This is a genomic window from Aeromonas sp. QDB68, from assembly GCF_027707405.1.
Lineage (GTDB): Bacteria > Pseudomonadota > Gammaproteobacteria > Enterobacterales > Aeromonadaceae > Aeromonas > Aeromonas caviae.
This window is the reverse complement of the sequence record NZ_JAPCIQ010000019.1, coordinates 16,559-42,257: the sequence shown is the minus strand read 5'-3', so window position 1 is coordinate 42,257 and position 25,699 is coordinate 16,559. Positions and strand designations below refer to the sequence as shown.

Annotated in this window: 25 protein-coding genes, 2 pseudogenes and 1 riboswitch; of the genes and pseudogenes, 6 read left to right on the top strand and 21 right to left on the bottom strand. The window is 63.2% G+C overall.

Features of this window, described 5'->3' with window-relative positions; translation table 11 throughout:
• The first annotated feature begins 68 nt into the window (after nucleotides 1-68).
• A complete protein-coding gene (locus PG892_RS08510; RefSeq protein WP_052815705.1) occupies nucleotides 69-1,448 on the top strand; it encodes an MATE family efflux transporter in 1,380 nt (459 codons plus the stop codon).
• A gap of 151 nt (nucleotides 1,449-1,599) precedes the next feature.
• Nucleotides 1,600-1,848, top strand: a complete 249-nt coding sequence (locus PG892_RS08505) for a YciN family protein (RefSeq protein WP_010673495.1) — start codon at nucleotides 1,600-1,602, stop codon at nucleotides 1,846-1,848.
• Between the two features lie 30 nt (nucleotides 1,849-1,878).
• Here PG892_RS08505 and PG892_RS08500 read toward each other — a convergent pair whose 3' ends face one another.
• Nucleotides 1,879-3,018: a GGDEF domain-containing protein gene (locus PG892_RS08500; RefSeq protein WP_010673494.1), complete on the bottom strand. Its 1,140-nt coding sequence runs from the start codon at nucleotides 3,016-3,018 to the stop codon at nucleotides 1,879-1,881.
• 243 nt (nucleotides 3,019-3,261) lie between these two features.
• Here PG892_RS08500 and PG892_RS08495 point away from each other — a divergent pair, with 243 nt between their 5' ends.
• On the top strand, nucleotides 3,262-4,659 hold the full coding sequence (locus tag PG892_RS08495; RefSeq protein ID WP_041213345.1) for a nucleobase:cation symporter-2 family protein: 1,398 nt from the start codon (nucleotides 3,262-3,264) through the stop codon (nucleotides 4,657-4,659).
• A gap of 100 nt (nucleotides 4,660-4,759) precedes the next feature.
• A complete protein-coding gene (locus PG892_RS08490) occupies nucleotides 4,760-5,473 on the top strand; it encodes a lipoyl protein ligase domain-containing protein (RefSeq protein ID WP_052816157.1) in 714 nt (237 codons plus the stop codon).
• A 195-nt stretch (nucleotides 5,474-5,668) separates the two neighbouring features.
• Here the strand turns inward: PG892_RS08490 and PG892_RS08485 are convergent, their stop codons facing one another.
• The gene (locus PG892_RS08485; protein ID WP_052816155.1) at nucleotides 5,669-7,045 is read right to left on the bottom strand and encodes an alanine/glycine:cation symporter family protein; all 1,377 of its coding nucleotides are present in this window, start codon (nucleotides 7,043-7,045) and stop codon (nucleotides 5,669-5,671) included.
• Nucleotides 7,046-7,309: 264 nt separating this feature from the next.
• Nucleotides 7,310-7,420: riboswitch (glycine riboswitch) on the bottom strand.
• A gap of 506 nt (nucleotides 7,421-7,926) precedes the next feature.
• Between PG892_RS08485 and PG892_RS08480 the strand changes: the two genes are divergently transcribed.
• Nucleotides 7,927-9,075, top strand: a complete 1,149-nt coding sequence (locus PG892_RS08480) for a type III PLP-dependent enzyme (RefSeq protein WP_010673490.1) — start codon at nucleotides 7,927-7,929, stop codon at nucleotides 9,073-9,075.
• 65 nt (nucleotides 9,076-9,140) lie between these two features.
• Here PG892_RS08480 and PG892_RS08475 read toward each other — a convergent pair whose 3' ends face one another.
• The 3 genes from PG892_RS08475 to yfcD form a co-directional block, all read right to left on the bottom strand.
• Nucleotides 9,141-10,109, bottom strand: a complete 969-nt coding sequence (locus PG892_RS08475; RefSeq protein WP_010673489.1) for a calcium/sodium antiporter — start codon at nucleotides 10,107-10,109, stop codon at nucleotides 9,141-9,143.
• A 124-nt stretch (nucleotides 10,110-10,233) separates the two neighbouring features.
• Nucleotides 10,234-10,704 (bottom strand): peroxiredoxin, encoded by a 471-nt coding sequence (locus tag PG892_RS08470; RefSeq protein WP_052816154.1) that lies wholly within the window; start codon nucleotides 10,702-10,704, stop codon nucleotides 10,234-10,236.
• Between the two features lie 112 nt (nucleotides 10,705-10,816).
• Nucleotides 10,817-11,347: an NUDIX hydrolase YfcD gene (gene yfcD / locus PG892_RS08465; RefSeq protein WP_080990053.1), complete on the bottom strand. Its 531-nt coding sequence runs from the start codon at nucleotides 11,345-11,347 to the stop codon at nucleotides 10,817-10,819.
• Nucleotides 11,348-11,524: 177 nt separating this feature from the next.
• Here yfcD and PG892_RS08460 point away from each other — a divergent pair, with 177 nt between their 5' ends.
• A complete protein-coding gene (locus PG892_RS08460; protein WP_010673486.1) occupies nucleotides 11,525-11,740 on the top strand; it encodes a DUF1107 family protein in 216 nt (71 codons plus the stop codon).
• A 95-nt stretch (nucleotides 11,741-11,835) separates the two neighbouring features.
• On the opposite strand, the gene PG892_RS08455 is transcribed toward PG892_RS08460, so the two are convergent.
• The 16 genes and pseudogenes from PG892_RS08455 to phoR form a co-directional block, all read right to left on the bottom strand.
• Complete coding sequence (locus tag PG892_RS08455; protein ID WP_010673485.1) at nucleotides 11,836-12,579, bottom strand: amino acid ABC transporter ATP-binding protein; 744 nt, start codon at nucleotides 12,577-12,579, stop codon at nucleotides 11,836-11,838.
• 13 nt (nucleotides 12,580-12,592) lie between these two features.
• Nucleotides 12,593-13,687, bottom strand: a complete 1,095-nt coding sequence (locus PG892_RS08450; protein WP_103857885.1) for an amino acid ABC transporter permease — start codon at nucleotides 13,685-13,687, stop codon at nucleotides 12,593-12,595.
• A gap of 9 nt (nucleotides 13,688-13,696) precedes the next feature.
• Nucleotides 13,697-14,884: an amino acid ABC transporter permease gene (locus tag PG892_RS08445; RefSeq protein WP_223937699.1), complete on the bottom strand. Its 1,188-nt coding sequence runs from the start codon at nucleotides 14,882-14,884 to the stop codon at nucleotides 13,697-13,699.
• A 62-nt stretch (nucleotides 14,885-14,946) separates the two neighbouring features.
• Nucleotides 14,947-15,966, bottom strand: coding sequence for an amino acid ABC transporter substrate-binding protein (locus tag PG892_RS08440; RefSeq protein ID WP_010673482.1), 1,020 nt, complete (start codon nucleotides 15,964-15,966; stop codon nucleotides 14,947-14,949).
• Nucleotides 15,967-16,426: 460 nt separating this feature from the next.
• On the bottom strand, nucleotides 16,427-16,738 hold the full coding sequence (locus PG892_RS08435) for a DUF2845 domain-containing protein (RefSeq protein WP_161469726.1): 312 nt from the start codon (nucleotides 16,736-16,738) through the stop codon (nucleotides 16,427-16,429).
• Nucleotides 16,723-17,736 (bottom strand): ABC transporter permease, encoded by a 1,014-nt coding sequence (locus tag PG892_RS08430; RefSeq protein ID WP_103857888.1) that lies wholly within the window; start codon nucleotides 17,734-17,736, stop codon nucleotides 16,723-16,725. The genes PG892_RS08435 and PG892_RS08430 overlap by 16 nt, the downstream gene beginning before the upstream one ends.
• Nucleotides 17,737-17,815: 79 nt before the next feature.
• A pseudogene (locus tag PG892_RS08425) lies at nucleotides 17,816-18,695 on the bottom strand (ABC transporter ATP-binding protein).
• A 137-nt stretch (nucleotides 18,696-18,832) separates the two neighbouring features.
• Nucleotides 18,833-19,444: an FKBP-type peptidyl-prolyl cis-trans isomerase gene (locus tag PG892_RS08420; protein ID WP_010673478.1), complete on the bottom strand. Its 612-nt coding sequence runs from the start codon at nucleotides 19,442-19,444 to the stop codon at nucleotides 18,833-18,835.
• Between the two features lie 191 nt (nucleotides 19,445-19,635).
• A pseudogene (locus tag PG892_RS08415) lies at nucleotides 19,636-19,725 on the bottom strand (copper homeostasis protein CutC); the annotation flags it as partial.
• Nucleotides 19,726-19,763: 38 nt separating this feature from the next.
• The gene (locus tag PG892_RS08410) at nucleotides 19,764-19,883 is read right to left on the bottom strand and encodes a copper homeostasis protein CutC (protein ID WP_080990051.1); all 120 of its coding nucleotides are present in this window, start codon (nucleotides 19,881-19,883) and stop codon (nucleotides 19,764-19,766) included.
• 8 nt (nucleotides 19,884-19,891) lie between these two features.
• Nucleotides 19,892-20,617, bottom strand: coding sequence for a copper homeostasis protein CutC (locus PG892_RS08405; RefSeq protein WP_052816142.1), 726 nt, complete (start codon nucleotides 20,615-20,617; stop codon nucleotides 19,892-19,894).
• Between the two features lie 41 nt (nucleotides 20,618-20,658).
• Nucleotides 20,659-21,561 carry an ROK family protein gene (locus PG892_RS08400; protein WP_010673476.1) on the bottom strand — a complete coding sequence of 301 codons (903 nt, stop codon included), beginning with the start codon at nucleotides 21,559-21,561 and terminating at the stop codon, nucleotides 20,659-20,661.
• A gap of 109 nt (nucleotides 21,562-21,670) precedes the next feature.
• Nucleotides 21,671-22,177 (bottom strand): GNAT family N-acetyltransferase, encoded by a 507-nt coding sequence (locus PG892_RS08395; RefSeq protein ID WP_052816140.1) that lies wholly within the window; start codon nucleotides 22,175-22,177, stop codon nucleotides 21,671-21,673.
• Complete coding sequence (locus PG892_RS08390; protein WP_010673474.1) at nucleotides 22,165-22,980, bottom strand: M48 family metallopeptidase; 816 nt, start codon at nucleotides 22,978-22,980, stop codon at nucleotides 22,165-22,167. The genes PG892_RS08395 and PG892_RS08390 overlap by 13 nt, the downstream gene beginning before the upstream one ends.
• A gap of 152 nt (nucleotides 22,981-23,132) precedes the next feature.
• Entirely contained in the window at nucleotides 23,133-24,107 is a 975-nt protein-coding gene (locus PG892_RS08385) for a PstS family phosphate ABC transporter substrate-binding protein (protein ID WP_039039286.1), read from the bottom strand.
• Nucleotides 24,108-24,380: 273 nt separating this feature from the next.
• Nucleotides 24,381-25,676 (bottom strand): phosphate regulon sensor histidine kinase PhoR, encoded by a 1,296-nt coding sequence (gene phoR / locus PG892_RS08380; protein WP_010673472.1) that lies wholly within the window; start codon nucleotides 25,674-25,676, stop codon nucleotides 24,381-24,383.
• Nucleotides 25,677-25,699: the final 23 nt, after the last annotated feature.

The following is a 25,699-nucleotide window of genomic DNA, read 5'->3' as shown; positions in this document are numbered from 1 at the left end:
AAGCCTCCCGATATCACCCCTATCATACCCACGACAAAACCTGATTTTTACCAACCCGGTTAACATAAATGAATTATTGGCAAGCGATTTTAAAACAAACCACCGATCGCGAGTTCATGACGCGACTGTGGCGACTGGCCCTGCCGGTTTCGCTGCAATCCATGATGTTCTCCCTGCTCGGCCTCATCGACATCATGATGGTGAGCCAGCTCGGCACCACGGCTGTGGCGGCGGTCGGCTTGGGCAACCGGGTCTTCTTCTTCAATCTGCTGGTGATAGCGGGGCTCTCGGGCGGGGTCTCGGTGTTGGCGGCACAATATTTCGGCCGTGGCGAGATGGCCGGGGTGCGCCGCTCCCTGGCCCTGGCCCTGGTGGGCGCCCTGACGGTAAGCCTGCCCTTTGCCCTCGTCTATGTGCTCTCACCGGGCAGCGTGCTCGGGTTTGCCAGCCAGGAGCCCGCGCTGCGCGAGCTGGCCGACGAGTTCCTGATGATCACCGGCGCCACCATCCTCTGCACCGCCGTGGTGGTGCCCCTGGAGTCGGCCCTGCGCTCGGTGGGCAATGCCGCGGCGCCGACCCGTATCGGCATCATCGCCATCATCGCCAACGTCATCCTCAACTATGCCCTCATCTTCGGCCATTTCGGCGCCGAGGCCATGGGAGTAGCCGGTTCCGCCTGGGGCACCACCCTGTCGCGCCTGCTGCAGACCGCGCTGCTGCTTGCCTATGTGTGGCGTGCCGAGCCCCGTCTCATCCCGCGCAAGCAAGACTGGCTCGCCGCCTTCAAGCGCAAGGAGGTGGTGCGCTTCACCCTGATCGCCCTGCCGCTGTTGCTGCACGACGGGCTCTGGGCCTTCGGCATGCTGCTCTACGGCTTCCTCTACGCGCACCTCGGCACCGACGCCCTGGCCATCATGACCACCCTCGGCACGCTGGAGAGCATCCTCATCTCCCTCTTCTTCGGGCTGGCGGTGGCCTGCTCCACCCTGCTCGGTCACCGGCTCGGGGCCGAGGAGTATGACGAGGCCTGGCAGCACTCCCAGCTCTTCCTGCTGCTGGCCCCCGTCGGCGCCCTGCTGGTGGGGACCGCCGTCTGGCTGATGCAGGGCAGCCTGCTGCAATGGGTCGGCAACCTGCCGGGCGAGCTGATGACTGAGGCCGGCCAGGTGCTCGCCATCATGTGTCTGGGCATGCTGCTCAAGGTATTCAACATGGTGGGGATCGTCGGGGTGCTGCGCTCGGGGGGGGACGTCAACTACAGCATCTTCATCGACATCGTCGGCATGTGGTGCATCGGCCTGCCGCTGGCCTGGGTGGCGGTCAGCCTGCTGGGCTGGCCCCTCTCCTGGGTGGTGGCCGTGGTCCTGCTGGAGGAGCTCTCCAAGGTGCTGCTGGTGCAGCGCCGCATTCGCCAGCGGCGCTGGCTGCGCAATCTGGTGCTGGGATAAGGGAAGAGCGCAAAGCGGGAAAATGCGGGGTCATATCAATGACAGAAAATCCCGCTTTGCAGTATGCTGGCCCCCTCTTCAATCAGAGGCGGGGTGCGCCGGCCATGCCGACCCTTGTGCCCCTGCCCAGTAGTCGTTTAAGGAGACGAGCATGCAACCACAAAAAGAGCGGATCACCGAGACTGCCCTGCTGGAGATGGCCAACAAGATCATTCGTGAACACGAGGACTTCATCCACGGCATGCGCGCCGACTCGGTGGAGCAGAAGGGGGACATTCTGGTGTTCAAGGGGGAGTTCTTCCTGGCTGAGGACGGCACCCCGACCGGCAAGACCATGGCGGTGTTCAACATGTTCAAGCTGCTGGCCCAGCAGCTCTCCGGCAAATACACCCTGGCCTGACGCCAGCCCCGTCATCACCGGATGCCGCCCTCAGGCGGCATCCGTTTTTGTGCGCCCTGCATCGCCCGCGGGTTTGCCGGCCTCGGCCACCACGCAGTTGCGACCCGCCATCTTGGCCATGTAGAGGCACTCGTCCGCCCGGTTGAGCAGATCCTCCACCCCCTCGCCACGCTGGGCCAGGGTCAGACCGATGCTCACCGTCACCTCCAGCAGCTCGTCGGAGGTGGGGCTTTTCACCAACCTCGCCTCCACCGCGACCCGCAGCCGCTCCGCCACCCGCTTGGCTTGTGCCAGATCCGTGCAACCGGGCAACAGGATGGCAAACTCCTCCCCGCCGTAACGCCCGAGCACCATGCCGGGCTCCAGTTGTTCCGACAGGGTGGCCGCCACCTCCTTGAGCACCGCATCCCCCGCCAGATGGCCGAAGGTGTCGTTGATGCGCTTGAAGCGGTCCAGATCCAGCAGCAGCACCGCGAAGGGAGCCTGTTTGCGGATCATGGCGGCCCTCGCCTTCTCGAGCTGCTTCATCAGCAGGCGGCGGTTCATCATGCCGGTCAGCTCGTCCGTGGTGGATTCCCGATAGAGTTGCAGCAGCATGTTGAGCTGGCCGCACTGCACCCAGGCGCTGGCGATGGCAAAGAGCCCCAGCAGCCAGACCTGGTTGAGGGTCTGCACGCTCCAAAGAGGCTGGCCCACCAGCAACCAGTTGCCCGCCAGCATGGTGGCCAGAATGCCCCCCGCCAGTTGCAGGCTGAGGGAGAGGGGAATGGGGAAGATGGCGAACAGGCTGATGAGCAGATAGGGGAAGGCCATGTAGCCCGCCTGCATCTCCTGATCCGCGCCGAAGCTGTGCAGGCAGATGAGGGAGAAGAGCATCATCACCGCCATCAGGTAGCCCAGCGCCAGCTTCATGCGCTCGCGCTTGAAGTGGATGAGATAGGAGAGGGGGATGAGGGGCGAGAGGGCCAGCAGGCAGAAGATCCTGACCTGGAACAGCGCCTCGAACTGGATGGCTGGCAGGGTCAGCCAGTCCACCAGGGCCCAGCTCGGGAGCCCCGCCATCAGCAGACAGGTGAGCAGCCGCAGCCGCACCGTCATGAAGCCCATCCGGGTCAGGGTAAAATCTTCGGAGTGGGCGCGGGCACTCCAGAACTCCGACAGCTTCAGCATCCAGAGTCTCCATCTTCGAACCGAGGGCTCATTCTACACCGTCCCCATTCTGATGCATCAGCCTCCCTCCCCTTTGTGAGGGATCGGTCTCACACAAACCGGCGGATCTTAATCGCCACAGGAAAACGTTTCAACCCATCGAGAAATAAACGAGTTTGCGCTCAATTAGCGCTGGAAAGCGCGATACCAATCACTAAAATAGCGCCCAATTTTCTCCCATCCCCCCACACATTCGAGGTATTTATGGAACAGGCTGCCGCCCCAAGCGCCATCCGAGAGGCCCATCCCCCCAGGCGAGCCCACAGCGAACTGGTCTACGGCATCGAGGATGTCCCCCCCCTGCCCCAGACCCTGTTCGCCGCCCTGCAGCATATGCTCGCCATGTTTGTCGCCATCATCACCCCGCCCCTCATCATCGCCAACGCCCTCGGCCTCCCCGCCGACGACACCCGCTACATCGTCTCCATGTCCCTGGTCATGTCCGGCATCGCCTCCTTCATCCAGACCCGCCGTTTCGGCCCCCTCGGTTCCGGCCTGCTCTCGGTACAGGGCACCAGCTTCAACTTCCTCGGTCCCATCATCGCCTCCGGCCTCGCCCTCAAGCAGGCGGCCATGCCCACCGACGATCTGCTGGGCACCCTGTTCGGCACCATGCTGGCAGCGGCCCTCACCATCGTCGTCATGAGCCGCTTCCTGCACCTGGTCAAACGGATCATCACCCCGCTGGTGACCGGCATCGTGGTATTGCTCATCGGCCTGACCCTCATCAAGGTAGGGCTCATCAGCATGGGGGGCGGCTATGGCGCGCTGGCGGACGGCAGCTTCGCCAGCCACACCAACCTCTTTCTCTCCCTGCTGGTGCTCGGCCTCATCGTGCTGATGCAGCGCAGTCGCAACCCCTGGTTGCGCCTCTCCGCCATCATGATCGCCATGCTGGCGGGCTATGCAGTGGCACTGCTGCTGGGCAAGGTGGCTGCCCCCACCTTCGACGGCCCCCTGCTGATGGTGCCTGTTCCGCTGCACTACGGGCTCGGCTTTGACTGGCAGCTGTTCGTGCCGCTCGCCATCATCTTCGTGGTGACGGCGCTGGAAGCCATCGGCGACATGACCGCCACCTCCGACATCTCCGGCGAGCCGCTGGAAGGGCCGGTCTACATGGCGCGGATCAAGGGGGGCGTGCTGGCCGATGGCGCCAACTCCATGCTGGCGGCGGTCTTCTCCACCTTCCCCATGTCCACCTTCGCCCAGAACAACGGCGTCATCCAGCTGACCGGGGTGGCCAGCCGCCATGTCGGCCTCTTCATCGCCGCCATGCTGGCCCTGCTCGGCCTGTTCCCGGCGGTGGCGAGCCTGGTGCAACAAATACCTGAACCCGTGCTCGGCGGCGCCACCATCGTCATGTTCGGTACCATCGCCGCCGCCGGGGTGCGCATCATCTCCCGGGAGGAGCTCGACCGCCGCGCCCTGATGATCCTGGCGGTGTCGCTCGCCATGGGTCTCGGAGTGGCCCAGGTGCCCGAGGTGCTGCAACACCTGCCGGAGCTGGCCAGGAGCGTGCTCTCCTACGGCGTCGCCACCGGCGGCCTCACCGCCATCCTGCTCAATCTGCTGCTGCCCAGGCGCGCCGCCGCACAGGCCTGACACTCCGCCATCCTTGCACCAAAGCCCCGCCATGCGGGGCTTTACCTTGTTTGCCCCCGCGCGTACTGTGCTTGGCAGCCTCTGCCAAAGGATGCCTTTCATGCCTTATACCCTGCTGCCCCCGCCGCCCGCCCACCAGACACCCGACCAGATCCTGGCCGAGGAGCAGCGCTGGCTGCGGGAGTGCGCCGGTGACGGCGAGCCCAGGGCCCTCCTCTGGCAGGGCCCCCAATGCCTCATCGTCACCCGCAAGGATACCCGTTTGCCCCGCTACCAGGCCGCCTGCGAGCAGCTTGCCGCCGAGGGCTGGCCGGTGTTCGTGCGCGACAGCGGCGGCACCGCCGTGCCCCACGGCGCCGGCATCCTCAACCTCTCCCTCATGCTGCCCCGCATCACCACGGATCTGGCCCACTACTACCGGCTGCTGGGGGCGCCCCTGCTCGCCCTGCTGGAGGAACACGGTCTTGCGGGCAGCTACGACTTCGTGCCCGGCTCGTTTTGCGACGGCCAGTACAACCTGGTGATCGGAGGGCGCAAGGTGACCGGCACCGCCCAGCGCTGGCTGGCGCCGGGCCGGGAGCACGACGGCGCCGTGCTGGCTCAGGCCATGCTGCTGGTGGCGGGGGATGTGGACCAGGGCACCCGGATGGCGAGCCGCTTCTACGAACTGGCCGGGGGCGAGCTGCGCTTTGCTCCGGGCACCTCCACCACCCTGTCCCACGCCATTGGCTGGCAGGGGGATGAGGCGGCCCTGGTGAGCCGGGTGAGCAGGGCGCTGGCGCAGCGGCTCACCGGAGATATTCCCTCCCCCTGACCCCCTGGGGGCAACAAGCGCTGCCATTCATTGCGTAAAATGCAAAAAAGCCACGATGAGAGTCGTGGCTTTTGCGTATTTCGCACAGATATTGTCAGAAGAGCCGGGATCCGGGTTTTGCCATCCCAGCCCGGATCCCGGTTGACACCATGGACAGGAGCCCGGTGACAGGACTTCCCGCAGGCCCGCTTCTCATCAGGCCGTCTGCGGCTCGGGCTCGGACTCCGTATCCCGGTCCCGGCTGAAGTAGGCGCGGGTCTCGGCAATCACCACGTGGCGCAGGCCGATGAGGCCGATGAGGTTGGGCACCGCCATCAGGCCGTTGACGATGTCGGCCAAGAGCCAGATCAGGTCCAGATGGAGGAAGGCACCGCTCGCCACCAGCACCAGATAGATGAGGCGGTAGGGTTTGATCGCCTTCACCCCGAACAGGTACTCGGTGCAGCGCTCGCCGTAGTAGTTCCAGCCAAGGATGGTGGTAAAGGCGAAGAACAAGAGGCCGATGCTCACCAGATACTGGCCCACATGGGCATCCAGCCCCTGGGCAAAGGCCAGACTGGTCATGGCCGCACCGCTCACATCGCCGCTCCACACCCCGGTCACCACCAGCGTCAGGCCGGTCATGGTGCAGATGATGATGGTGTCGATGAAGGTACCGGTCATGGAGACCAGCCCCTGCTCCACGCAGGAATCGGTCTTGGCCGCCGCCGCCGCGATGGGGGCCGAGCCCAGGCCCGACTCGTTGGAGAAGACCCCGCGCGCCACCCCGGACTGGATCGCCAGCATGATGCCGGCGCCGACGAAGCCGCCGGTGGCCGCATGGCCGGTGAAGGCGCTCCCGATCACCAGCATGACCGCATCGGGCAGGGCGCCTGCATTGTTCACCAGCACCCCGGCACAGGCGACGATGTAAAAGATGGCCATGAAGGGCACCACCTTGCTCGACACACTGGAGATGGACTGAATACCCCCCAGGGTCACCAGCGCCACGATCAGGGTCAGCACCACGGCGGTCACTTCACGAGGTACCGAGAAGGAGAGGCTCATGGCATCACTGATGGCATTGACCTGGGGGAAGGTACCGATGCCGAAGAAGGCGACGCCGATGCCGAACAGGGCAAACAGCTTGGCGAGCGGCCTGGAGCCGAGCCCCTTCTCCAGATAGTACATGGGGCCACCCGCCATCTGGCCGTTGGCGTCCTGCTGGCGATATTTCACCGCCAGCAGGCACTCGGCATACTTGGTGGCCATGCCGAACAGGGCGGCCATCCACATCCAGAACAGGGCGCCGGGGCCGCCCAGCTTGATGGCGGTGGCGACCCCGACGATGTTGCCGGTGCCGATGGTGGCGGAGAGGGCGGTGCACAGGGCGCCGAAGCTGGAGACATCCCCCTGCTTGCCCTGACCCTGATCGCGGCCAAAGACCAGCTTGAGGGCCAGCGGCAAACGCACGATCTGAAGCAGACCCAGACGCAGGGTGAGATAGATACCGGTCCCGACCAGCAGGATCAGCAGGGGGGGACCCCAGATAAAGCTATCGATGGCGGCGAGCGCCGATTGAATTGATGACATGCATCCTCCTTAAAAAACAACGATTAAGGAGGAGAAGGATGATCTTCCCATAGGTGTCGCGATCGGCCAGAGGCGATCGGATGCGGGCCAAGAATGTGTTCACACTCTTACTGCGAGGCCGTGATCAAGGCTCATGCGCAGCTCGCTTATGTGGGACCGAGAGGCTCATGTACTCACATACACCCCGGTTCCTGCGCGGCGCTTTACCTTGCTGACGACCTCTCGTGACAGATTGTGAACAGTTCCAAGCTCAGGTACAACCATCCCATCCCCTCTGTCCTTTTGCCTGAGAGTTTCCGGCGCCAGATTGCGATGCAATCGTGGTGCCTTGCTCCTTCGGCGCCCGATCTAACGGGTCTCTCCAGAGTATCGTCCAGTAGCAGTCCACACCGGTTGCCCGGTACCTGAAAGATTCACTTCTTCGGTGGATGGTTGCCCATCGCTCTCCTGCTACCTTCATCCGAACTAGTTTGGATTAGGAAGCGGGCATGGTAATCCAAAAACTGTGAGCTGTCTCGCACTCCCTGGCCCCGGCGCCCCCTTTTTACATGGCCGCAACACCCAGGCCTGATGTTATTAGTTCGTTAACTATCAACAGCTTATCAAGCTCCCTTCGGGGGCGATCCCCATCACGGCCCTGAACGCTCCCCGTATCAAGAGCCTGTTTCGTCTCGACCAGAAAAACTTGCCAACATATCCAATCAAAATGCTTGCACACAAACTCAATAAGCCGATAATCCCGCGCATAACTAAGCACTTCGCAAGGGAGTTATGCAATGTGCCTGGTTGGTCCCTCCGGACCGCTCGCCTGAGCCGGCCGTCGCCGGTTCAATCGCATATGGCTTGGGCATATCACGCCCCCTAAGGATTTTCAAAAGAGAATGAACGAGACCCTGGTCGCACAAGATTACCGTCAGTTGGTTGAACAATTCGGCTCCCCCCTGCTGCTGCTCGACAAGGCAGCCGTCCGCAAACAGTATCGGGCCCTGGCGGCCGCCCTGCCCGATGTGCGCTTGCATTATGCACTCAAGCCCCTGCCCCACGAGGCGGTGGTCTCTGTCTTGAAGGAAGAGGGGGCCTGTTTCGATCTGGCCACCAATGGCGAAGTGGATCTGGTGCGCAGCCAAGGGGTTCGCCCGGGGCGCTGCATCCATACCCATCCCATCAAGCGCGACAGCGACATCCGTTATGCCCTGGAATTCGGCTGCACCGTGTTTGTCTATGACAACCCGCTGGAGCTGGAGAAATTCCTGCCCTACAAGGACGAGGTGAAACTGCTGCTGCGGGTCAGCTTCCCGAACCCCGAGACCAAGGTCGATCTTTCCAAGAAGTTCGGCTGCACCCCGGAGCAGGCACTGCCGTTGCTGCAACTGGCCCAGGCCAAGGGGATCAAGGTGATGGGGCTGTCATTCCACGTCGGCTCCCAGGTGCCCCATGCCCGTCGCCACGTGCAGGCCATCGACGCCTGCCGCGAGATCATGGAGCAGGCCTGGGAGCTAGGGCTCAAGCCCTGGGTGCTGGACATCGGCGGCGGCTTTCCGGTGGACTATGACGGCGGCGAGTTCGACATCGACGGTTTCTGCGCCCCGATCCGCGAGGCCCTGGCCAAGCTGCCCGCCACGGTGCAGAAGATTGCCGAGCCGGGCCGCTTCATCAGCGCGCCGGCCATGACCTCGGTTTCCAGCGTGATGGGCAAGGCCCACCGCGGCGACAAGATCTGGTACTACCTGGATGACGGTCTCTACGGCAGCTACAACGGCCAGCTCTACGACCACGTTACCTACCCGGTGAGCACGCCCTATGCCCACGGCGAACTGCACAATGCGGTGCTCTCCGGCCCCACCTGCGACAGCGTGGACGTCATCCGCGACAGCATCATGCTGCCGGATCTCGAGATCGGCGAGCTGGTGGTGGGTCGGGTGATGGGGGCCTACACCTGGGCCTCCGCCTCCACCTTCAACTTCTTCCCCAAGGCGAGCATCCTGATCCTGGACAGCGCCCAGAAGCAGAAGCTGGTTGCCGTGGCCTGAGACCAGGACCCGCGCACAAAAAAGAGGGGACGCCGCGGCGTCCCCTCTTTCATTTCATCACCAGACTAGATGAACTGGCTCGTCAGCAGCCAGCCGGTGTAGGCGACGAAGCAGGCGAGCAGCACGCCCCCCTCCAGCCGGTTGATGCGCCCCTGCCCCTTGCGGCCCAGACACATCACCAGCAGCAACAGGGTCAGCCCCATCATGATGCTCCAGTCGCGGGAAAGCACTTCGGGCGCCACCTCGAGCGGGTGGATGCCGGCGGCGATGCCCACCACGGCCAGGGTGTTGAACAGGTTGGAACCCAGCACGTTGCCAAGGGCCAGATCGTGCTCGTTCTTGCGAATGGCGATGAGGGACGATGCCAGCTCCGGCAGGGAGGTCCCCACCGCAACTATGGTCAGGCCAATCACCAGATCGCTGATGCCAAAGCCCTGGGCGATGGTCACCGCCCCCCACACCAGCAGACGGGAAGCCCCGATCAGCAGCACCAGGCCGACGATGAGCCAGAGGATGGCGCTCTTGAGAGACATGCCCTCGGAGACGATGTCCTCCTCAGTATCAGTATCCAGCGCATCCCCCTTGCCGTTCATGCCGGCCCAGATGGACCAGCCCATCAGCACTGCGAACACAGCCCCCAGAATGGCGGCATCCATCCGGCCCAGATTGCCATCGATGAGCAGGGCGCCGGAGAGCAGGGTGATGCCGAGCAGGATGGGGATCTCCTTGCGCACCACCTGGGAGGCGACGGCAATGGGGCTGATCAGGGCGGTCAGACCCAGGATCAGGGCAATATTGGTGATGTTGGAGCCATAGGCATTGCCGAGCGCGAGCCCGGGATTGCCCTGGGAGGCCGCCAGCGCGGAGACCACCATCTCGGGGGCCGAGGTACCAAAACCGATGATCACCATGCCGATCAGCAGCGGCGGCATACCGGCGTAACGGGCGGTGGCGGCGGCGCCGTCCACGAACTTGTCGGCACTCCAGACCAGCAACGCCAGTCCGGCAATCAGGGCAACAAAAGCCAGGGTCATATTGTTCTATCTCATCCACGGCAAACACGAGAGCCAGGCAAGTTGCCTGGCTCCATCCAAACGCGGCCTCAGTGTAACGGGGTCGCTTGCTATTTCAAGGTGTAATCAAACGCCGATTAATCTTTCACAGCGCCGCCAGCAGGCTCTGGGCATCCGACACCTCGAACTTGCCTGGCGCCTCCACGAAGAGCCGCTCCACCACACCGTCGTTGGCGATGAGGGCAAAACGCTGGGCCCGCACGCCGCCGAAGGCGCCGGTCTCCTTGGCCAGACCCAGTGCCCGGGTCCAGCTGCCGTCACCGTCCGCCATCATGGTGATGGCAGAGGCGTTCTGGGCCTCTTGCCACGCCTTCATCACGAAGGCGTCGTTGACCGACAGACAGCACAGTTCCACCCCCTTGGCCTTGAACTGATCGGCCAGCACCACGTAGCCCGGCAGGTGAGCGTTGGAGCAGGTGGGGGTGAAGGCGCCGGGCACCGCAAAGAGCACCACCCGCTTGTCGGCAAACAGGGCCTGGGTATCCTTCACCTGCTTGCCCTCGGCGGTGATAAAGGTAAATTCCCCTGCGGGCAGGGATTGACCGACCGTGATCATGATGACGCATCCTTCTGTGGTTCAAAGAGGCCCAGTCTACCCCATTCCACCAGAAGGCGAAGGGGTCCATCGAGCAGCAACCAAGCGATCGGGGAGCGAACGCCTGTCGCCCCTATTTCTGGCCTGATGGCAGGCGCCTTGCCTGCCAGGTGGCGATGGCGAGCAGGGAGTCAGGCGTGAACTCGTCCGCCCGATCGGCTATCTCGCCCAGGCTCATCCAGTGCACCTCGCTCACCTCTTCGGCCTGCAGTTGCAGCGGCCCCTGATAGTGACAACTGAACAGGCCGCCCCAGACCCGGTAGCGGCTGCAGCTCGCCTCCCCTTCGGCATAGAAGGTGCCGTAATCCTGCAGGGGCACGTCGCGGATCCCCAGCTCCTCGGCCAGCTCTCGCCGGGCGGAAAGGGCCATGGCCTCCCCCGTGGTCACCACGCCACCGGCGCAGGCATCCAGCATGCCGGGGCAAAAATCCTTGCTCGGGGTGCGCCGCTGCACCAGGATGCGCTCAGCCTCATCCAGCACCAGGATGTAGCTGGCACGATGGCGCAGGTTTTCCTGACGCACCCTGGCGCGCTCGGCCACCCCGATCACCCTGTCCTGCTCGTCTACTATGTCCACCCACTCCACGTGCGGCACCTTTGTCATGTCTGCAATGGCCGCAGTATATCGGGCCCCGGACCCGGACTCTCACTACTTTTTCAACGCCGGGGCTGCACGCCAGCCGATCACAAGACAGATTCATACAAATCTTTATCAAGTGTCACATCAGTGTCACGGTCCGTCGGCATAGTGTGCCCTGTCCAAACAACAGGGTCTCTTGCCATGAAGGTGTTCAAGCAGTGGTCTCCCCGTCGAATTGCTCGATATATCAAGAGCTTCCATCATGGAAGTTTCATGGTTGAAGCACTGGGGCGGTTTGAGTTTCAAGGGGGGATCATCGATGTGAAGCCGTTGAGCTGTCATCAGGCGCTGAGCCTGGCCCGGCAGATCAACCTGGCCGTGCGCGATCTGCGCACCACCACCCTGTTGCCGGGCTGACATACTCCTTTCTGTCTGTCGTCGACTTCCATGTACACATTTGCCCGCCGCTCATTCGAGCGTGCGGGCTGTTTTTCTGAAGGTTGTGCCCTGCCTCAGTGCTGCAGGATCTGGGAGAGGAAGAGCTTGGTCCGATCGGACTGGGGGTTGTCAAAGAACTGATCCGGCACGTTCTCTTCGATGATTTGCCCCCGGTCCATGAAGATCACCCTGTCCGCCACCTGCTTGGCAAACCCCATCTCGTGGGTGACGCAGAGCATGGTCATCCCCTCGTGGGCCAGCTCCACCATCACATCCAGCACCTCCCGCACCATCTCGGGATCCAGCGCTGACGTCGGCTCGTCAAACAGCATGACCTGGGGATTCATGCACAGACTGCGGGCGATGGCGACCCGCTGCTGCTGGCCACCGGAGAGCTGCCCCGGATACTTGAGCGCCTGCTCGGGGATCCGCACCCGGCGCAGGAAGTTCATGGCGATCTCCTCGGCCTCCTTGCGCGGCAACTGCTTGACCCAGATGGGCGCCAGGCAACAGTTCTCCAGCACGGTCAGATGGGGGAAGAGGTTGAAGTGCTGGAACACCATGCCCACCTCCCGGCGCACCGTCTCGATGTTCTTGAGATCGGAGGTCAGGGCCGTGCCCTTGACCAGGATGTCTCCGCTCTGGTGCTCTTCCAGCCGGTTGATGCAGCGGATCATGGTGGACTTGCCCGACCCCGATGGTCCACAGATGACGATCTTCTCCCCTCTGCCCACCTGCAGGTTGATGTTGCGCAGCACGTGAAACTCACCGTACCACTTGTTGACCTCTTTCAGTTCGACAACTGCGTCCGTTTTCATATCAGAACGACTCCTAATGCTTGTGGCCCGTGTTGAGTTTGCGCTCCAGATAGATGGAGTAGCGGGACATGCCAAAACAGAACATCCAGAAGATCATGGCGATAAAGACATAAGCTTCGGTGGAATACCCCAGCCAGGCCGGATCCGCCAGGGCCACCTTGGAGATGGCCAGCAGATCGAACAGCCCGATGATCAGCACCAGGCTGGTGTCCTTGAACAGGGAAATAAAGGTGTTCACCAGGGAAGGAATGGTGATCTTGAGGGCCTGGGGCATGATGATGAAGCCCATCACCTTCCAGTAGGAGAGCCCGAGGGCATCCCCCGCCTCATATTGCCCCTTGGGGATCGCCTGCAGCCCCCCTCTCACCACCTCGGCCACATAGGCCGCCTGGAACAGGATGATGCCGATGAGCGCCCGCAGCAGCTTGTCGAGCTCCACCTCGGTACTCATGAACAGTGGCAGCATGACGGACGCCATGAAGAGCACAGTAATGAGCGGCACCGCCCGCCAGAACTCGATGTAGACGGTACAGAGGCTGGAGATGACCGGCATGTGGGAGCGGCGCCCCAGTGCCAGCAGGATGCCGAACGGCAGTGCTACGACTATGCCCACCACCGCCAGCACCAGGGTGAGCATCAGCCCGCCCCAGCGGTTCGTTTCCACCACCTCCAGCCCCGCTCCCCCATGGATGAGGAAGAAGGCGATGACAGGGAACACCAGCAGGGTGAAGAGCGCCAGCCACCCCTTGCGCGGGGTCTTTGGCCAGATGAGCAGGGCCAGCAGCGCCGCCAGACCGGCGAAGGTCAGGTTGATGCGCCAGTACTGATCAGCCGGGTAGAAGCCATAGAGATACTGCCCCAGCCGGCTCTCGATGAAGATCCAGCAGGCACCGCCCTGGACGCAGGCCTCGCGGCTGCTCCCCTGCCAGGTGGCCGAGAACAGCGCCCAGTCCAGTGCAGACCAGATGAGTGGCAGCAACAGATAGGCCAGCACCAGGGTCAGCAGGCCGTTCCACCAGTTGGGGAAAAGGTTCTGCCTGATCCAGGCGAGCGGCCCCCGACGGTGGTTGGGAGGCGGCAGCGCCTCCTGCAATTCATTCACGAACATGACAGCTCCCTAGCGCTCAACCAGCGTCATTCTGCGGTTGTAGATGTTCATCAGCACCGAGGTGGTGATACTGATGACGAGATAGACCCCCATGGTCATGGCGATGACCTCGATGGCCTGCCCTGTCTGGTTGAGAGTCGTCCCCATGAACACCGAGACCAGATCCGGGTAGCCGATGGCGGTCGCCAGGGAGGAGTTCTTGGTGAGGTTCAGATACTGGCTGGTCAAGGGAGGAATGATGACCCGCATGGCCTGGGGAATGATCACCAGCCGCAGCGTCTTGGTGGGCGAGAGCCCGAGGGCGGAAGCCGCCTCCGTCTGCCCCTTGCTGATGGCCAGGATGCCGGATCGCACTATCTCGGCGATGAAGGCCGCCGTATAGATGGTGAGCGCCAGCAAGAGGGCCGCGAGCTCCGGCAGCACCGTCAGCCCGCCCCGGAAGTTGAACCCCTGCAGCGCAGGCACGCTCCAGCTGAGCGGGCTGCCCGCCAGCAGGAAGGTGATGCCCGGGAGCAGCATGACCAGGGCGGCCACACAGCGCCAGAACGGGAAGATCCTGCCTGTCAGGGCCTGACGGCGGCGAGCCCAGCGGCCCAGCCCCCAGCTCAGCAGCACCGCGAGCACCAGTGCACAGAGCACGTAGCCGAATCCCTCTTCGAACAGGGGCTTGGGCAGATAGAAACCCCGCACGTTGAGGAAGGCGAGCCCGCCTATATCCACGCTCTGACGCGGGGAAGGCAGGGTACGCAGCACCGAGAAGTACCAGAAGAAGATCTGCAGCAGCAGCGGGATGTTGCGAAACGTCTCTATGTAGACGGCCGCTATCTTGGCCACCAGCCAGTTGCGCGACAGGCGCGCGACCCCGAGTGCGAACCCGAGCAGGGTGGCAAACAGAATGCCGAGCACGGAGACCAGCAGGGTGTTGAGCAGGCCCACCACAAAGGTGCGACCGAAGGTGTAGGTCTCGTCGTAGGGGATGAGGCTCTGCAAGATGCCGAAACCGGCCGTGTTGCCCAGAAAATCAAAGCCTGTGGTGATGCCACGGGTGGCCAGATTGGTCAGGGCATTGTTGACGATGTAGAACAGAAACCCGATAACCGCCGCGATGGCCAGGCACTGGAAGAGCAGCGCCCGCACCTTGGCGTCATACCACCAGCGGCCCTGTTCTTTCCTATGGTTTGATGCGTGTAACGCCATGAGGATGACTCCGACAAAGCCAGGGAAAACATGGGGGGCCAGGCCCCCCGGTGACTGTCGACTCAGCGGATGGGTGGCGCGTACATCAGACCGCCCTTGTTCCAGAGGGCATTGATGCCGCGATCAATCTTGAGGGGGGAGCCGGCACCGACGTTGCGATCGAAGGATTCACCGTAGTTGCCGACCTGTTTGACGATGTTGTAGGCCCATTTGTCATCCAGCCCCAGCACAGTCCCTTTGGGCTCTTCCAGCCCCAGCAGGCGACGGATGTCAGGGTTGGTGGACTTGAGCATCTCGTCCACGTTGGCACTGGTGACCCCGGCCTCCTCGGCATTGAGCATGGCGTTGAGGCTCCAGCGCACCACCTTGAACCACTGATCGTCACCCTGACGCACGGCTGGGCCCAGCGGCTCCTTGGAGATGACCTCCGGCAGCACCACGGCTTCCTCTGGCTTGGTGAGCTTGATCTTGAGGGCATAGAGCTGGGACTGATCCGAGGTCAGCACGTCACAGCGGCCGGCTTCGAAGCCCTTGACGGTCTGATCCGAGGTATCGAACACCACTGGGGTGTACTTCATGCCGCCATTGGCGCGGAAATAGTCGGCCAGGTTGAGCTCGGTGGTGGTACCGGACTGGATACAGACGGCGGCACCGTCAAGCTCCTTGGCGCTCTTGACCCCGAGGGACTGCTTGACCAGGAACCCCTGCCCGTCGTAGTAGTTCACCCCGGCGAACGTGAGGCCCAGCGACCCATCCCGGGTCAGGGTCCAGGTGGTGTTGCGCGAGAGCAGATCCACTTCCCCGGACTGCAGGGCGGTAAAGCGCTCCTTGGCGGTGAGGGAGACATACTTGACCTTGCTGGCGTCCCCCAGTACCGCGGCGGCCACGGCGCGGCACACGTCCACGTCGAGCCCGGTCCAGGTTCCCTTGGCATCCGGGTTGGAGAACCCGGGCAGGCCGTCACCGACCCCGCACTGCACGAATCCCTTCTTCTTGACGGCATCCAGCGTACCGTCCGCCCACGCATTGGCTGCCATCAGCGACAGCGCCATCACCATACCAGCCTTGTGTATCTGCTTCATGTCACTCTTCCCTGTGGTTTGATTCGAACAGGCATCAAAATCTAGCGAGATGCCATCGTTTCCCTGCTTTTTGGCAGCTTATCCAGCCGCAGAAAAACCTGTCAATCGGTGCAATCCGGCCCAACCATGGTGCAACAGAACAAAATATCTAAACGGGGGAATATGCACTCTCAGAATCAAAAGTAGACCCTTATTTGCCAAATAGCCTGCTGCTTAAAACCCTTCTTGGCATGAGGATTATTTTTCGAAAATAAATCGGCTGCACCGCATTGGGGCAGCCATTTCTGCTGACAACTGACTCATCAGATTCGGTTTTATGCCAAAAGCACCAGAGTGAGGCAGCATGACCCCATATGGAAAAATGGCGATAACAGGCAGGGGAAAGCAACAGAAAAAGAGGTAAAAGGCGGGGAAGTGGCGACCTTATCTCCCGCAGGCTGGGCTTCAGAAAACCAGGAGGTCATCCTCCCCGTGGGCCATCCACAATGTCGGTGATGACGCCGTTTTCGACGGTGACAAACTGCATGAATTCCCGCTTGCCGAAGTTGTAGGTCCAGCGCTCGGCATACTTGACCGTCACTCTCGCCCCGAAGCCGTTCTCCTCGAAGCGGGTGAGATCTTCCTTGAGCATCGGCTGGCCGCAGCGAACCAGCAGCTCTGCCGTGGTGTCTCCCTCGGTCAGCAAGGCGTTCTTGCAACGCAGGGTACCTGCCTGCACAGGCAAGGCCGCCACCAGCAACAACCACAGAACAGGTTTCATTTTGCACTCCATTTGAACAGCATGGTTCCCAGCGAGATGCACACCAGGGCGAACACCATGACCTGGCCCAGAGGGCCTGCCACCTCCTGCCATCCCGCCCCTTCCAGCATCACGGCGCGGGCTGCTTCGATGATCTGGCTGAGGGGCAGCCTGGCCGCAAGCTGCTGCAGCCAGGCGGGCGCGCCTTCTAGCGAGAACCAGACACCGGATAAAAACATCATGGGCAAGCTGATGAGATTGAGCAAACCGCTCGCCAGCTCCTCGTTCTGCAGGCGAGCGGCGATGAGCAGGCCAAGGGAGGCCATGGCCGTTCCTCCCGCCAGGGCGATCACCAGCAGCAGCCACCCCGACCCGATGAGGGGCACATCCAGCAACCAGTAGGCCGCGCAGAAGACCAGCAGGCTCACCACCAGGGTGATCAGCACCCGTGACAGCAACTGGGCGAAGAGAAACTCCAGCGCGCCGAGCGGCGTGGCTCGCAGCCGTTTCAGCACCCCGTTCTTGCGATAACGCACGATGACAAACCCGACCCCGAACAGGCCGGAGAACATCAGGTTCATGCCGATCACCCCGGGCAGCAGCCAGTCGCCGTAGCGAATGGCGCGCCCGCTCAGGGTCTCTCTTTGCAAGGGCCCCTGCACCGCCTGGCGCAGCAGATACTCGGCCATGGCCCCCTGAGGGGCGTCCGGATTTATCCAGTAACGCCCCCCGGCGGGTGAGAGCAGCAGGTCCAGCTGATGGTGACGGACCTTGAGCTGGCCTCTCGACGCCTCGTCATAGGGGATGATCTTGAGCAGCGGCACGGCGCGCAGCGGGGCATAGGTTGCGGGCAGTGCCCCCACCACCCCGATCTGCACCAGCGGTTTGGGCGGGCCGGAGAAGATGAGGGAGAAGCCGATGACCAGCAGGAGCGGGAAAAGCAGGTTCCACACCAGGGCCGCGCGATCGCGCACGAACTCGAGGGTGCGGGCATAGAAGAGCGCCCCGATGCGCTTGAGGGATCCCTTCATCGTCCACTCCCGGGATTGCATGTCGGCAAGGCGTACCACAGCCCGGAGGCCACGGTCAGACAGAACTCGGTCATCCCTCTCATGCGCCGCTCCGCAGGCTGTGGCCGGTCAGGTTCAGGAAGAGATCTTCCAGATTGGGGGAGCGCACCTGCATGCCGGTGAGCGGCACACCAAGATCCAGCAAGGCTGGCAACAGGGTCGCCACGTCGGGGCAACAGAGCTCCACCTGATCGCCGACCGGACGCAGGGGATAGCCGAGCCCAGCCAGGGCCGGGTGCCCCCCAAGGCGCACCAGCACGCCGTCGAAGTGTTGCGCCAGCAAGGCAGCCGGCGTATCCAGACTGAGCAGGTGGCCGTGATCGACGATGGCAATCAGATCGCACAGCTGCTGCGCTTCGTCCATGTAGTGGGTGGTGAGCACCACCGTCTTGCCCTGGGCCTTGATCGCCTCTATTCGCTGCCAGAAGTGGTGGCGCGCGGGGATCCAGTCCTGTGGTGGGCTCATCCAGAAACAGCAGTTCGGGATCCCCGAGCAGGGCCAGAGCCAGCAGCAGGCGCTGACGCTGGCCCCCCGAGAGCTTGCGACTGTCCCTGTCGATGAACTCGCCCAAGGCGCACAGATCGATGAGCAGCTCCCGTGGCAAGGGATTGGGGTAGAGGCTGGCGAACAGGCGCAGGGTATCGCGCACCGTCAGGAAATCCTGCAGCGCCGTGTGCTGGAACTGGATGCCGATGCGGGAGCGATAATCCGGGCCGCGCGGGGCGCCGTGAAACAGGATCTGGCCGCTGTCCGGGGTGAGGAGCCCCTCCAGCAATTCTATGGTCGTGGTCTTGCCCGCCCCGTTCGGGCCGAGCAGGCCGAAGCAGCTGCCGGCGGGAATGGCAAAACTGAGCCCGTCCACCGCCTTGACGCCGGGGAAGTGCTTGACGAGATCGACGACCTCGATGATGGCTGCCATGGCGTGTCTCCCTCACATGGCCGGAATGGACGACGCTCTGACTATATCCAAATCCCCGCCGTAGGCACATGGCCCGTTTGGGCGGTCCAAAAACAAACGGCGACCTCAGGGTCGCCGTTTGCATCACGCCAGCCGGATCACAGGATGTCCAGCAGCTCCACTTCGAATACCAGAGCGGAGTACGGCGGGATGGAGCCGGCGCCACGGGCACCGTAGGCCAGATCCTGCGGAATGTAGAGCTTCCACTTGGAGCCAACCGGCATCATCTGCAGCGCTTCCACCCAACCGGCGATCACGCCGGTCACTGGGAACTCGGCCGGTTGGCCGCGCGCAACGGAGCTGTCGAACACACCACCGTGGGTGAAGGTACCGTGGTAGTGCACGCGCACGGACTGACCGGCAACCGGCACGGCACCATTGCCTTCGACCATGACTTCATATTGCAGACCAGAGTCGGTGGTCTTCACTTCGGCGCGCTTGGCGTTGTCGGCCAGGAAGGCTTCGCCTTCGGCGGCAGCGGCCTTGGCGGCAGCTTCCTGCTCTTCCTGCATACGGGCGGTGATGACCTGGAAGGCATCGTTGATATCGTCACGGCTGACCGCGAACTCCAGACCGTTCAGGGCATCAGCCAGACCTTGTTGCAGGGCCGGGATATCCAGACCGGCGAAGGCTTGCTGAGCCAGTTGGTCGCCCATGTTGCGGCCGATGCCGTAGCTGGCCTTCTGTTCGATAGAGTCGTATTGGGACATTGAGAGGTTGCTCCGGGTCCTGATGGTAAAAGAGACGGGATGATAACAGACTTTTTTGCACCGTGCTGCCAAGACGCCCCTCAATTGCCCGCCGGTGGGAGACGCCTCACATCGGCCCCCTCATCCCCGCCCCTTCTCCCGCAAGGGGAGAAGGGAGCAAAACAGGGCACCATGCCGCCGCACAGTCTGTATCAGGCCCTGTCCAGCAACGCCCTCACCGCCGCGACCTTGGCCCCATCGGTGATGTTGACCCGGCCATCGTCCGAGGTGCCCATGTTGACGTCACAGAGAGAGGCACCATGGCGCCGCACAGTCTGTATCAGGCCCTGTCCAGCAGAGCCCGCACCGCCGCGACCTTGGCGCCGTCGGTGATGTTGACCCGGCCGTCGTCCGAGGTGCCCATGTTGACGTCACAGATAGAGGCACCATGGCGCCGCACGGTCTGTATCAGGCCCTGTCCAGCAGTGCCCTCACCGCTGCGACCTTGGCGCCGTCGGTGATGTTGACCCGGCCATCGTCCGAAGTGCCCATGTTCACACCATGGGGCACCATGCCGCCGCGCCAGCCCATGCCGGACATGTGCACTTCATTGACGCCGGTGAATTCGATGATGGTGCGCACGTTGTCGGCGTTGACCCCGGCCCCGGGCATCAGGCTGGCGCGACCCGCCAGCGCCTGGTGCATGGCCTGCAGGGTTTCGAGCCCCGCCAGCGCGGTCGGCGCATGGCCGGAGCTCAGAATGCGCTCGCAACCTGCCGCGACGATCGTCTCGAGATCCAGCCGCCAGTCGGAGGAGAGATCGATGGCCCGGTGGAAGGTGACGCCGAGCGGCCCCGCCGCCTCGACCAGTTGCCGGAGCTTGCCTTCGGGTACCCGTCCATCTTCATCCAGCAGACCGACCACCACCCCTTGCAGGCCCGCAGCACGAGCGGCCGCGATATCCAAGAGCATCATCTCGAACTCGCCGTCGTTGAAGCAAAAATCTCCGGCGCGTGGACGGATCATGGCGTAGACGGGGACGGTGGCGTGGCGCGCCACCTGCTGCATGAAACCATAGGAGGGAGTGAGACCGCCCAGCCCCAGCGCAGAGCAGAGCTCGATGCGATCGGCGCCGGCCGCCTGGGCGGTGAACAGGGATTCGAGGTTGTCGATACAGATTTCAAGACGGGTCATGATGACTCCTTGTTCGGGGAGATCAGACCCTCTGTCCGATCTCACAGATTGAGCAGGGCTGCACCGCGCACACCGCCGGCTCCACCGAAGCGGGCCTCGCGGATCGCCGGCAGGGCGACACCGGGCAGCAGGTGGCCGGGCAGACGTTTGGGCAACTCCTCATAGAGGGCTGGCAGGGCGCTCAGGCCGCCCCCCAGCACCACCACATCGGGATCAATCACCGAGATGGCGGTGGCGAGGCCAGCGGCGATGATCTCGAGCCAGCAGTCGATGGTCGAGAGGGCCGCCGCCTCACGGGCATCGGCACGGGCGACGATCTGGTGGCCGCTCACCCGTTCTCCATGAACATGGTGGTATAGCCGCTCCAGGCCCGTGCCCGACGCATAGGTTTCGAAACAGACCAGGCGCCCGCAGCCACAGCGGGGACGGGGCAAATCCGGGTATTTCATCAGGATGGTGGCGGGCAGCGGGTAGTGACCTATCTCCCCCGCCAGCCAGTTGCGCCCCTGGATGAGCTTGCCCGCCAGGTAGACGGCGCCGCCGATGCCGGTACCTATGGTGACGCCGAGGGCGCTGCCAGCACCGTCTGCGGCCCCCTGATGCACTTCCGACCAGAGGAAACAGTTGGCGTCATTGTCGACCTTGACCGGTCGGCCCAGCAGTTCGGCCAGATCCGCCCCCAGATGGCGGCCATGGATGGCGGGCAGGTTGGCCGCCACTATGCTCCCGTCGAGGCGATTGAGGATCCCCGGAAACCCGATGCCGACGGCCCCTTTCACCCCGAAGCGCGCATCCGCCGCCTCGACCCGCTCGCGCACAAGCTGCTGCAGCGCCGGGTAGTCGTTGCCCGGCGTGCTCACCCGCTCTTCATGGCAGAGGGTCAGGGCGTCGTCATACACCGCGAAGGCAATCTTGGTGCCGCCAATATCAAATCCGTAGTACATGCCACACTCCCTTGCGGTGGACCCGGCCACCTCGGTCTGTCCAGATGGGGCACATTGTATTAATTCGCAAAAAAAATAAAGTGACCAGGGGCGAAAAACGGGAGCCAGCTCAAAGCAAACGGAACATTTGTCGTTGTTGGCAAGGGTGTCCGAGGCTCATCAGGGTGCGCTCCTGACCGTCGAACATGAAGCCGCGGCGCAGGTAGAATCCCTCGCCGATGTGATTGCCATCCAGCAGCCAGAGCCTGACACACTCGCAACCGGCCCGGCGCATCTGCACCGCCACCGCCTGCCACAGCCGTTTGCCATGACCCTGACGCCAGTGATCGGGATGAAGGTAGAGCGCCCGGATCCGCGCCGTCATCAAGCCTTCCTCCAAAGAGGGCTGCCAGTAGAGCAGGCCTATGACCACGTCGTCCTGACAGACCAGCATGGGAACGGGGCCGGGCTCGGCGAGCCGGTGTCGCCAGATCTGCAGGTGGTCGGTCACCGCCAGCTGGGCCAGCATGTCGGCCCCCAGCACCTCCCCGTAGGCCGCCAGCCAGCTCGCCCGCTGCATCACCGTCATGGCGGCGGCATCGGCGGGACGCGCCAGGCGCAGGCTTACGCCTTGCACTGGGGAACCAGCCCTGATGCTTTCGCCTGCTGGTACAGGGGCTGCACTTCGGCCTGCTGGGCCTGCAGGTTGGCGATCCGGCTCTGGTCGCTGGGGTGGGTGGAGAGCAGCTGGGGCGGTGCCTTGCCACCGGAGGCGGCGCTCATGTTCTGCCACAGGGTGACGGCTTCGGCCGGGTTGAACCCGGCGCGGGCCATCAGCTCGAGGCCGAGCCGGTCCGCCTCGCTCTCCTGGGTTCTGCCATAAGGCAGGGCTATCCCCACCTGGACCCCGAGGCCCAGGGCGGCCATGGTGGCAGCGCCCCCGAGGCTGTCGCTGCTGCCGATGGCGGCGTCCGCCACCGCCAGCCCGATACCGGTCAGCTGATCCCGGGAGAGGCGCTCGTTGGAGTGCTGGGCCAGCACGTGGGTCAGCTCGTGACCGATGACGGTGGCGAGCTGGTCCTGATTCTTGGCGACTTTCAGCAGGCCGCTGTAAACGCCTATCTTGCCGCCGGGCAGGGCGAAGGCGTTGATCTCCTTGGAGTCGAACACCACTACCTCCCAGCTGGTGATGCCATAGCTGGCAGGCACCTGGGCGGTCACCGCCTTGGCCACGCAGCCCACATAGGCATTCATCCTGGCATCCGTGCTCACCTTCTCCTGCTGCTTCATCTGGGTGAAGGAGTCGGCGCCCAGCTGGTTCATCTGCTGGGGGGAGAAAAGCAGCATCTGGTTGCGACCAGTCGGCGACTGGGCGCAGCCGGCCAGCAGGGCGCTGCACAAGGCCGTCAGGGCCAGTCTGGAGAGGGAAGATGCGCGCATGAGAGGGTCCTTTGCCGTGAAGTTGCCCTATTCTCGGAAATGCCGCCGCCCGGCGCAAGCCGGGCGCTGCGCCCTGCGACCAAAAAGATCCTGGGGCGCACCAATGAAAACGAGCCCGCATGGGGCTCGTTTTTCTGCAAGGGCATGTTCTGTTACATGATGCCCAGCTTCTTCAGGTCGGCCTGAACCACCTTGGCCGGGACCGGCACATAGCCGTCCTTGGCAACGATGGTCTGGCCCGCCTTGGAGAGCATCATCTTCACAAACTCCTGCTCCATCGGGGAGAGCGGCTTGTTCGGATGCTTGTTCACGTAGACGTACAGGAAGCGCGACAGCGGGTACTTGCCGGTGATGGCGTTGTCGGAGCTCGCCTCGATGAAGGTCTTGCCATCCTTGGAGAGCGGAACGGCGCGCACGCCGGAGGTGACGTAGCCGATACCGGAGTAGCCGATGCCGTTCAGGGAGGAGGAGACGGACTGTACCACGGAGGCGGAGCCCGGCTGCTCGTTCACGCCGCTCTTGAAGTCACCGTTGCACAGGGCGTGTTCCTTGAAGTAACCGTAGGTACCGGACACGGAGTTGCGACCGAACAGTTGCAGATCCTTGCCGGACCAGCTGCCGTCCAGACCCAGATCAGACCACTTGGTGGCCGCCTTGGCTTCGCCGCACTTGAGGGTGCTGGAGAAGATGGCGTCGATCTGCGACATGGTCAGCCCCTTGATGGGGTTGTCCTTGTTGACGAACACGGCCAGGGCATCGACGGCGACGCGGATGGCGGTCGGCTTGTAGCCGTAGCGCTTCTCGAATGCCTCCTCTTCACCGGCCTTCATGGCGCGGCTCATGGGGCCAAACTGGGCGACGCCCTCGGTCAGGGCAGTCGGTGCGGTGGAAGAACCGGCGGCCTGGATCTGCACGTTGACGTTGGGATACATGCGCTTAAATTCTTCGGCCCACAGGGTCATCATGTTGGCCAGAGTGTCCGAGCCGACAGAGGACAGGTTGCCCGAGATGCCGCTGGTCGGTGTGTATTCCGGCAGGTCTTTATCCACACCGGCAGCCAGAGCGCTGACAGAAAACAGGGTTGCTGCGGTGAATCCGATGACACCAGCCAGTTTGTTGAGTTTCATCCAATCTCTCCAAGTCCAAGGTTGCAGAAGGCAATCGTCAGGTTGACGTCTATACGTGGTTGACACCCGATCGCAATGATCCGTGGGCCAGCACCACTCCTTCTCCAGTGTTACAGAAGGTCCGTTCTTTAAGACGGCGCCAGTATCTGGCCTGGCAGTGACAAATTTATGGAATTTATATGACACTTTGATGACATGGGCCGAGAGTGGCCCGGATGAAAAAAGGGCTGCGATGCAGCCCTTCTATCGTTGCTAACACATTGACACAAAATATTATTTCACCAGCACCATGCGGGCGGGAATGAGAAAGCTGAAGCGGCTGCCCGCACCGACCCGGCTCTCGATATCGAGATGGGCATCGTGATGACTCAGGGCATGCTTGACGATGGCAAGGCCGAGCCCGGACCCTCCGGTGTGGCGCGAGCGGGCCTTGTCGACCCGATAGAACCGCTCGGTGAGCCGTGCCAGATGCTCGGGGGGGATCCCCTCCCCCTCATCCTGCACCGCAAACAGCGCCATGCTCCCCTGCTTGCGCCACTCCACGGTGATCTTGCGCCCCGCCGGGGTGTAGTGGATGGCGTTGTAGACCAGGTTGGAGACGGCGCTGCGCAGCTGATCCTGATCCCCGCGCACCAGCAGATTGGGCTGGACCATGAAGACGATTTCGTGGGCCCGCTCGCCGGAGAGCGCCCGCGCCTCCTGCTCCAGCAGCCCCAGCATGGCGGGCATGTCCACCAGATGGGAGAGATCCACGGTGGGCGCCGCCTCGATGCGCGACAGGGTGAGCAGCTGGTTGACCAGATTGTCCATGCGGATCGTCTGCTCCATCATCACCTTGTGCGCCTTGGCCCACATGGCGGGGGGCGGCGGCTCCTCGGTCATCTCCAGATACCCCTTGAGCACGGTGAGGGGGGTACGCAACTCGTGAGAGACGTTGGAGACGAAGTGCTTGCGCGTCTTCTCCAGGCTGCGCAGCCGGGTCACATCCCGCACCACCAGCATGGCCTGATCCTCCGCATAGGGCATGATGCGAAATTCGAGGAACTTCTCCTCGTTGATGGGGGAGTGCATCTCGAATGGCTCGTCATACTGCCCCTTGCCCAGATAGGCGACGAAGGCGGGGTGACGGATCAGGTTGCCGATGTGCTGGCCGGCATCCTCGGGCCAGCGAAAGCCGAGCAGTTGCTCCGCCAGCCGGTTGCACCAGAGGATGCTGCCGTCGGTGCGAAACACCACGGCCGCATCGGGCAGCGCCTCCGCCCCTTCCCGAAAGCGGCGGATGAGGCCCGCCAGCTCCCGGCGCCGGGCCCGGTGACGCTGCTGCAACTTGTAGATGCCGTTGAAGATGTGCTCCCAGCTGCCGCTGCCGTGGGGCGGCACCAGGCTGCGATCGTGCCACAGCCAGTCCGACAGCCGCTTCTGGAAGCGGTAGTGCCAGACCAGGTGCACCACAGTGGCCACCAGCAGGCAGAGAACGAGATGATCGATTAACCAACCTACCAAGACGAAGGGGCTGTAGAAGAACGCCATTCGCCACAACTGTCGCCGCCAGGCGTAAGGTTGCAACATTAAGATCTCCTAGAGGCAGCAAA

What these genes read in the sequence shown, in the direction of transcription:
- PG892_RS08510 (WP_052815705.1), top strand. Translation starts at nt 69, where the DNA reads ATGAATTATTGGCAAGCGATTTTAAAACAAACCACCGATCGCGAGTTC.
- PG892_RS08505 (WP_010673495.1), top strand. Translation starts at nt 1,600, where the DNA reads ATGCAACCACAAAAAGAGCGGATCACCGAGACTGCCCTGCTGGAGATG.
- PG892_RS08500 (WP_010673494.1), bottom strand. Translation starts at nt 3,018, where the DNA reads ATGCTGAAGCTGTCGGAGTTCTGGAGTGCCCGCGCCCACTCCGAAGAT.
- PG892_RS08495 (WP_041213345.1), top strand. Translation starts at nt 3,262, where the DNA reads ATGGAACAGGCTGCCGCCCCAAGCGCCATCCGAGAGGCCCATCCCCCC.
- PG892_RS08490 (WP_052816157.1), top strand. Translation starts at nt 4,760, where the DNA reads ATGCCTTATACCCTGCTGCCCCCGCCGCCCGCCCACCAGACACCCGAC.
- PG892_RS08485 (WP_052816155.1), bottom strand. Translation starts at nt 7,045, where the DNA reads ATGTCATCAATTCAATCGGCGCTCGCCGCCATCGATAGCTTTATCTGG.
- PG892_RS08480 (WP_010673490.1), top strand. Translation starts at nt 7,927, where the DNA reads ATGAACGAGACCCTGGTCGCACAAGATTACCGTCAGTTGGTTGAACAA.
- PG892_RS08475 (WP_010673489.1), bottom strand. Translation starts at nt 10,109, where the DNA reads ATGACCCTGGCTTTTGTTGCCCTGATTGCCGGACTGGCGTTGCTGGTC.
- PG892_RS08470 (WP_052816154.1), bottom strand. Translation starts at nt 10,704, where the DNA reads ATGATCACGGTCGGTCAATCCCTGCCCGCAGGGGAATTTACCTTTATC.
- yfcD (WP_080990053.1), bottom strand. Translation starts at nt 11,347, where the DNA reads ATGACAAAGGTGCCGCACGTGGAGTGGGTGGACATAGTAGACGAGCAG.
- PG892_RS08460 (WP_010673486.1), top strand. Translation starts at nt 11,525, where the DNA reads ATGAAGGTGTTCAAGCAGTGGTCTCCCCGTCGAATTGCTCGATATATC.
- PG892_RS08455 (WP_010673485.1), bottom strand. Translation starts at nt 12,579, where the DNA reads ATGAAAACGGACGCAGTTGTCGAACTGAAAGAGGTCAACAAGTGGTAC.
- PG892_RS08450 (WP_103857885.1), bottom strand. Translation starts at nt 13,687, where the DNA reads ATGTTCGTGAATGAATTGCAGGAGGCGCTGCCGCCTCCCAACCACCGT.
- PG892_RS08445 (WP_223937699.1), bottom strand. Translation starts at nt 14,884, where the DNA reads ATGGCGTTACACGCATCAAACCATAGGAAAGAACAGGGCCGCTGGTGG.
- PG892_RS08440 (WP_010673482.1), bottom strand. Translation starts at nt 15,966, where the DNA reads ATGAAGCAGATACACAAGGCTGGTATGGTGATGGCGCTGTCGCTGATG.
- PG892_RS08435 (WP_161469726.1), bottom strand. Translation starts at nt 16,738, where the DNA reads ATGGAGTGCAAAATGAAACCTGTTCTGTGGTTGTTGCTGGTGGCGGCC.
- PG892_RS08430 (WP_103857888.1), bottom strand. Translation starts at nt 17,736, where the DNA reads ATGAAGGGATCCCTCAAGCGCATCGGGGCGCTCTTCTATGCCCGCACC.
- PG892_RS08420 (WP_010673478.1), bottom strand. Translation starts at nt 19,444, where the DNA reads ATGTCCCAATACGACTCTATCGAACAGAAGGCCAGCTACGGCATCGGC.
- PG892_RS08405 (WP_052816142.1), bottom strand. Translation starts at nt 20,617, where the DNA reads ATGACCCGTCTTGAAATCTGTATCGACAACCTCGAATCCCTGTTCACC.
- PG892_RS08400 (WP_010673476.1), bottom strand. Translation starts at nt 21,561, where the DNA reads ATGTACTACGGATTTGATATTGGCGGCACCAAGATTGCCTTCGCGGTG.
- PG892_RS08390 (WP_010673474.1), bottom strand. Translation starts at nt 22,980, where the DNA reads ATGCGCGCATCTTCCCTCTCCAGACTGGCCCTGACGGCCTTGTGCAGC.
- PG892_RS08385 (WP_039039286.1), bottom strand. Translation starts at nt 24,107, where the DNA reads ATGAAACTCAACAAACTGGCTGGTGTCATCGGATTCACCGCAGCAACC.
- phoR (WP_010673472.1), bottom strand. Translation starts at nt 25,676, where the DNA reads ATGTTGCAACCTTACGCCTGGCGGCGACAGTTGTGGCGAATGGCGTTC.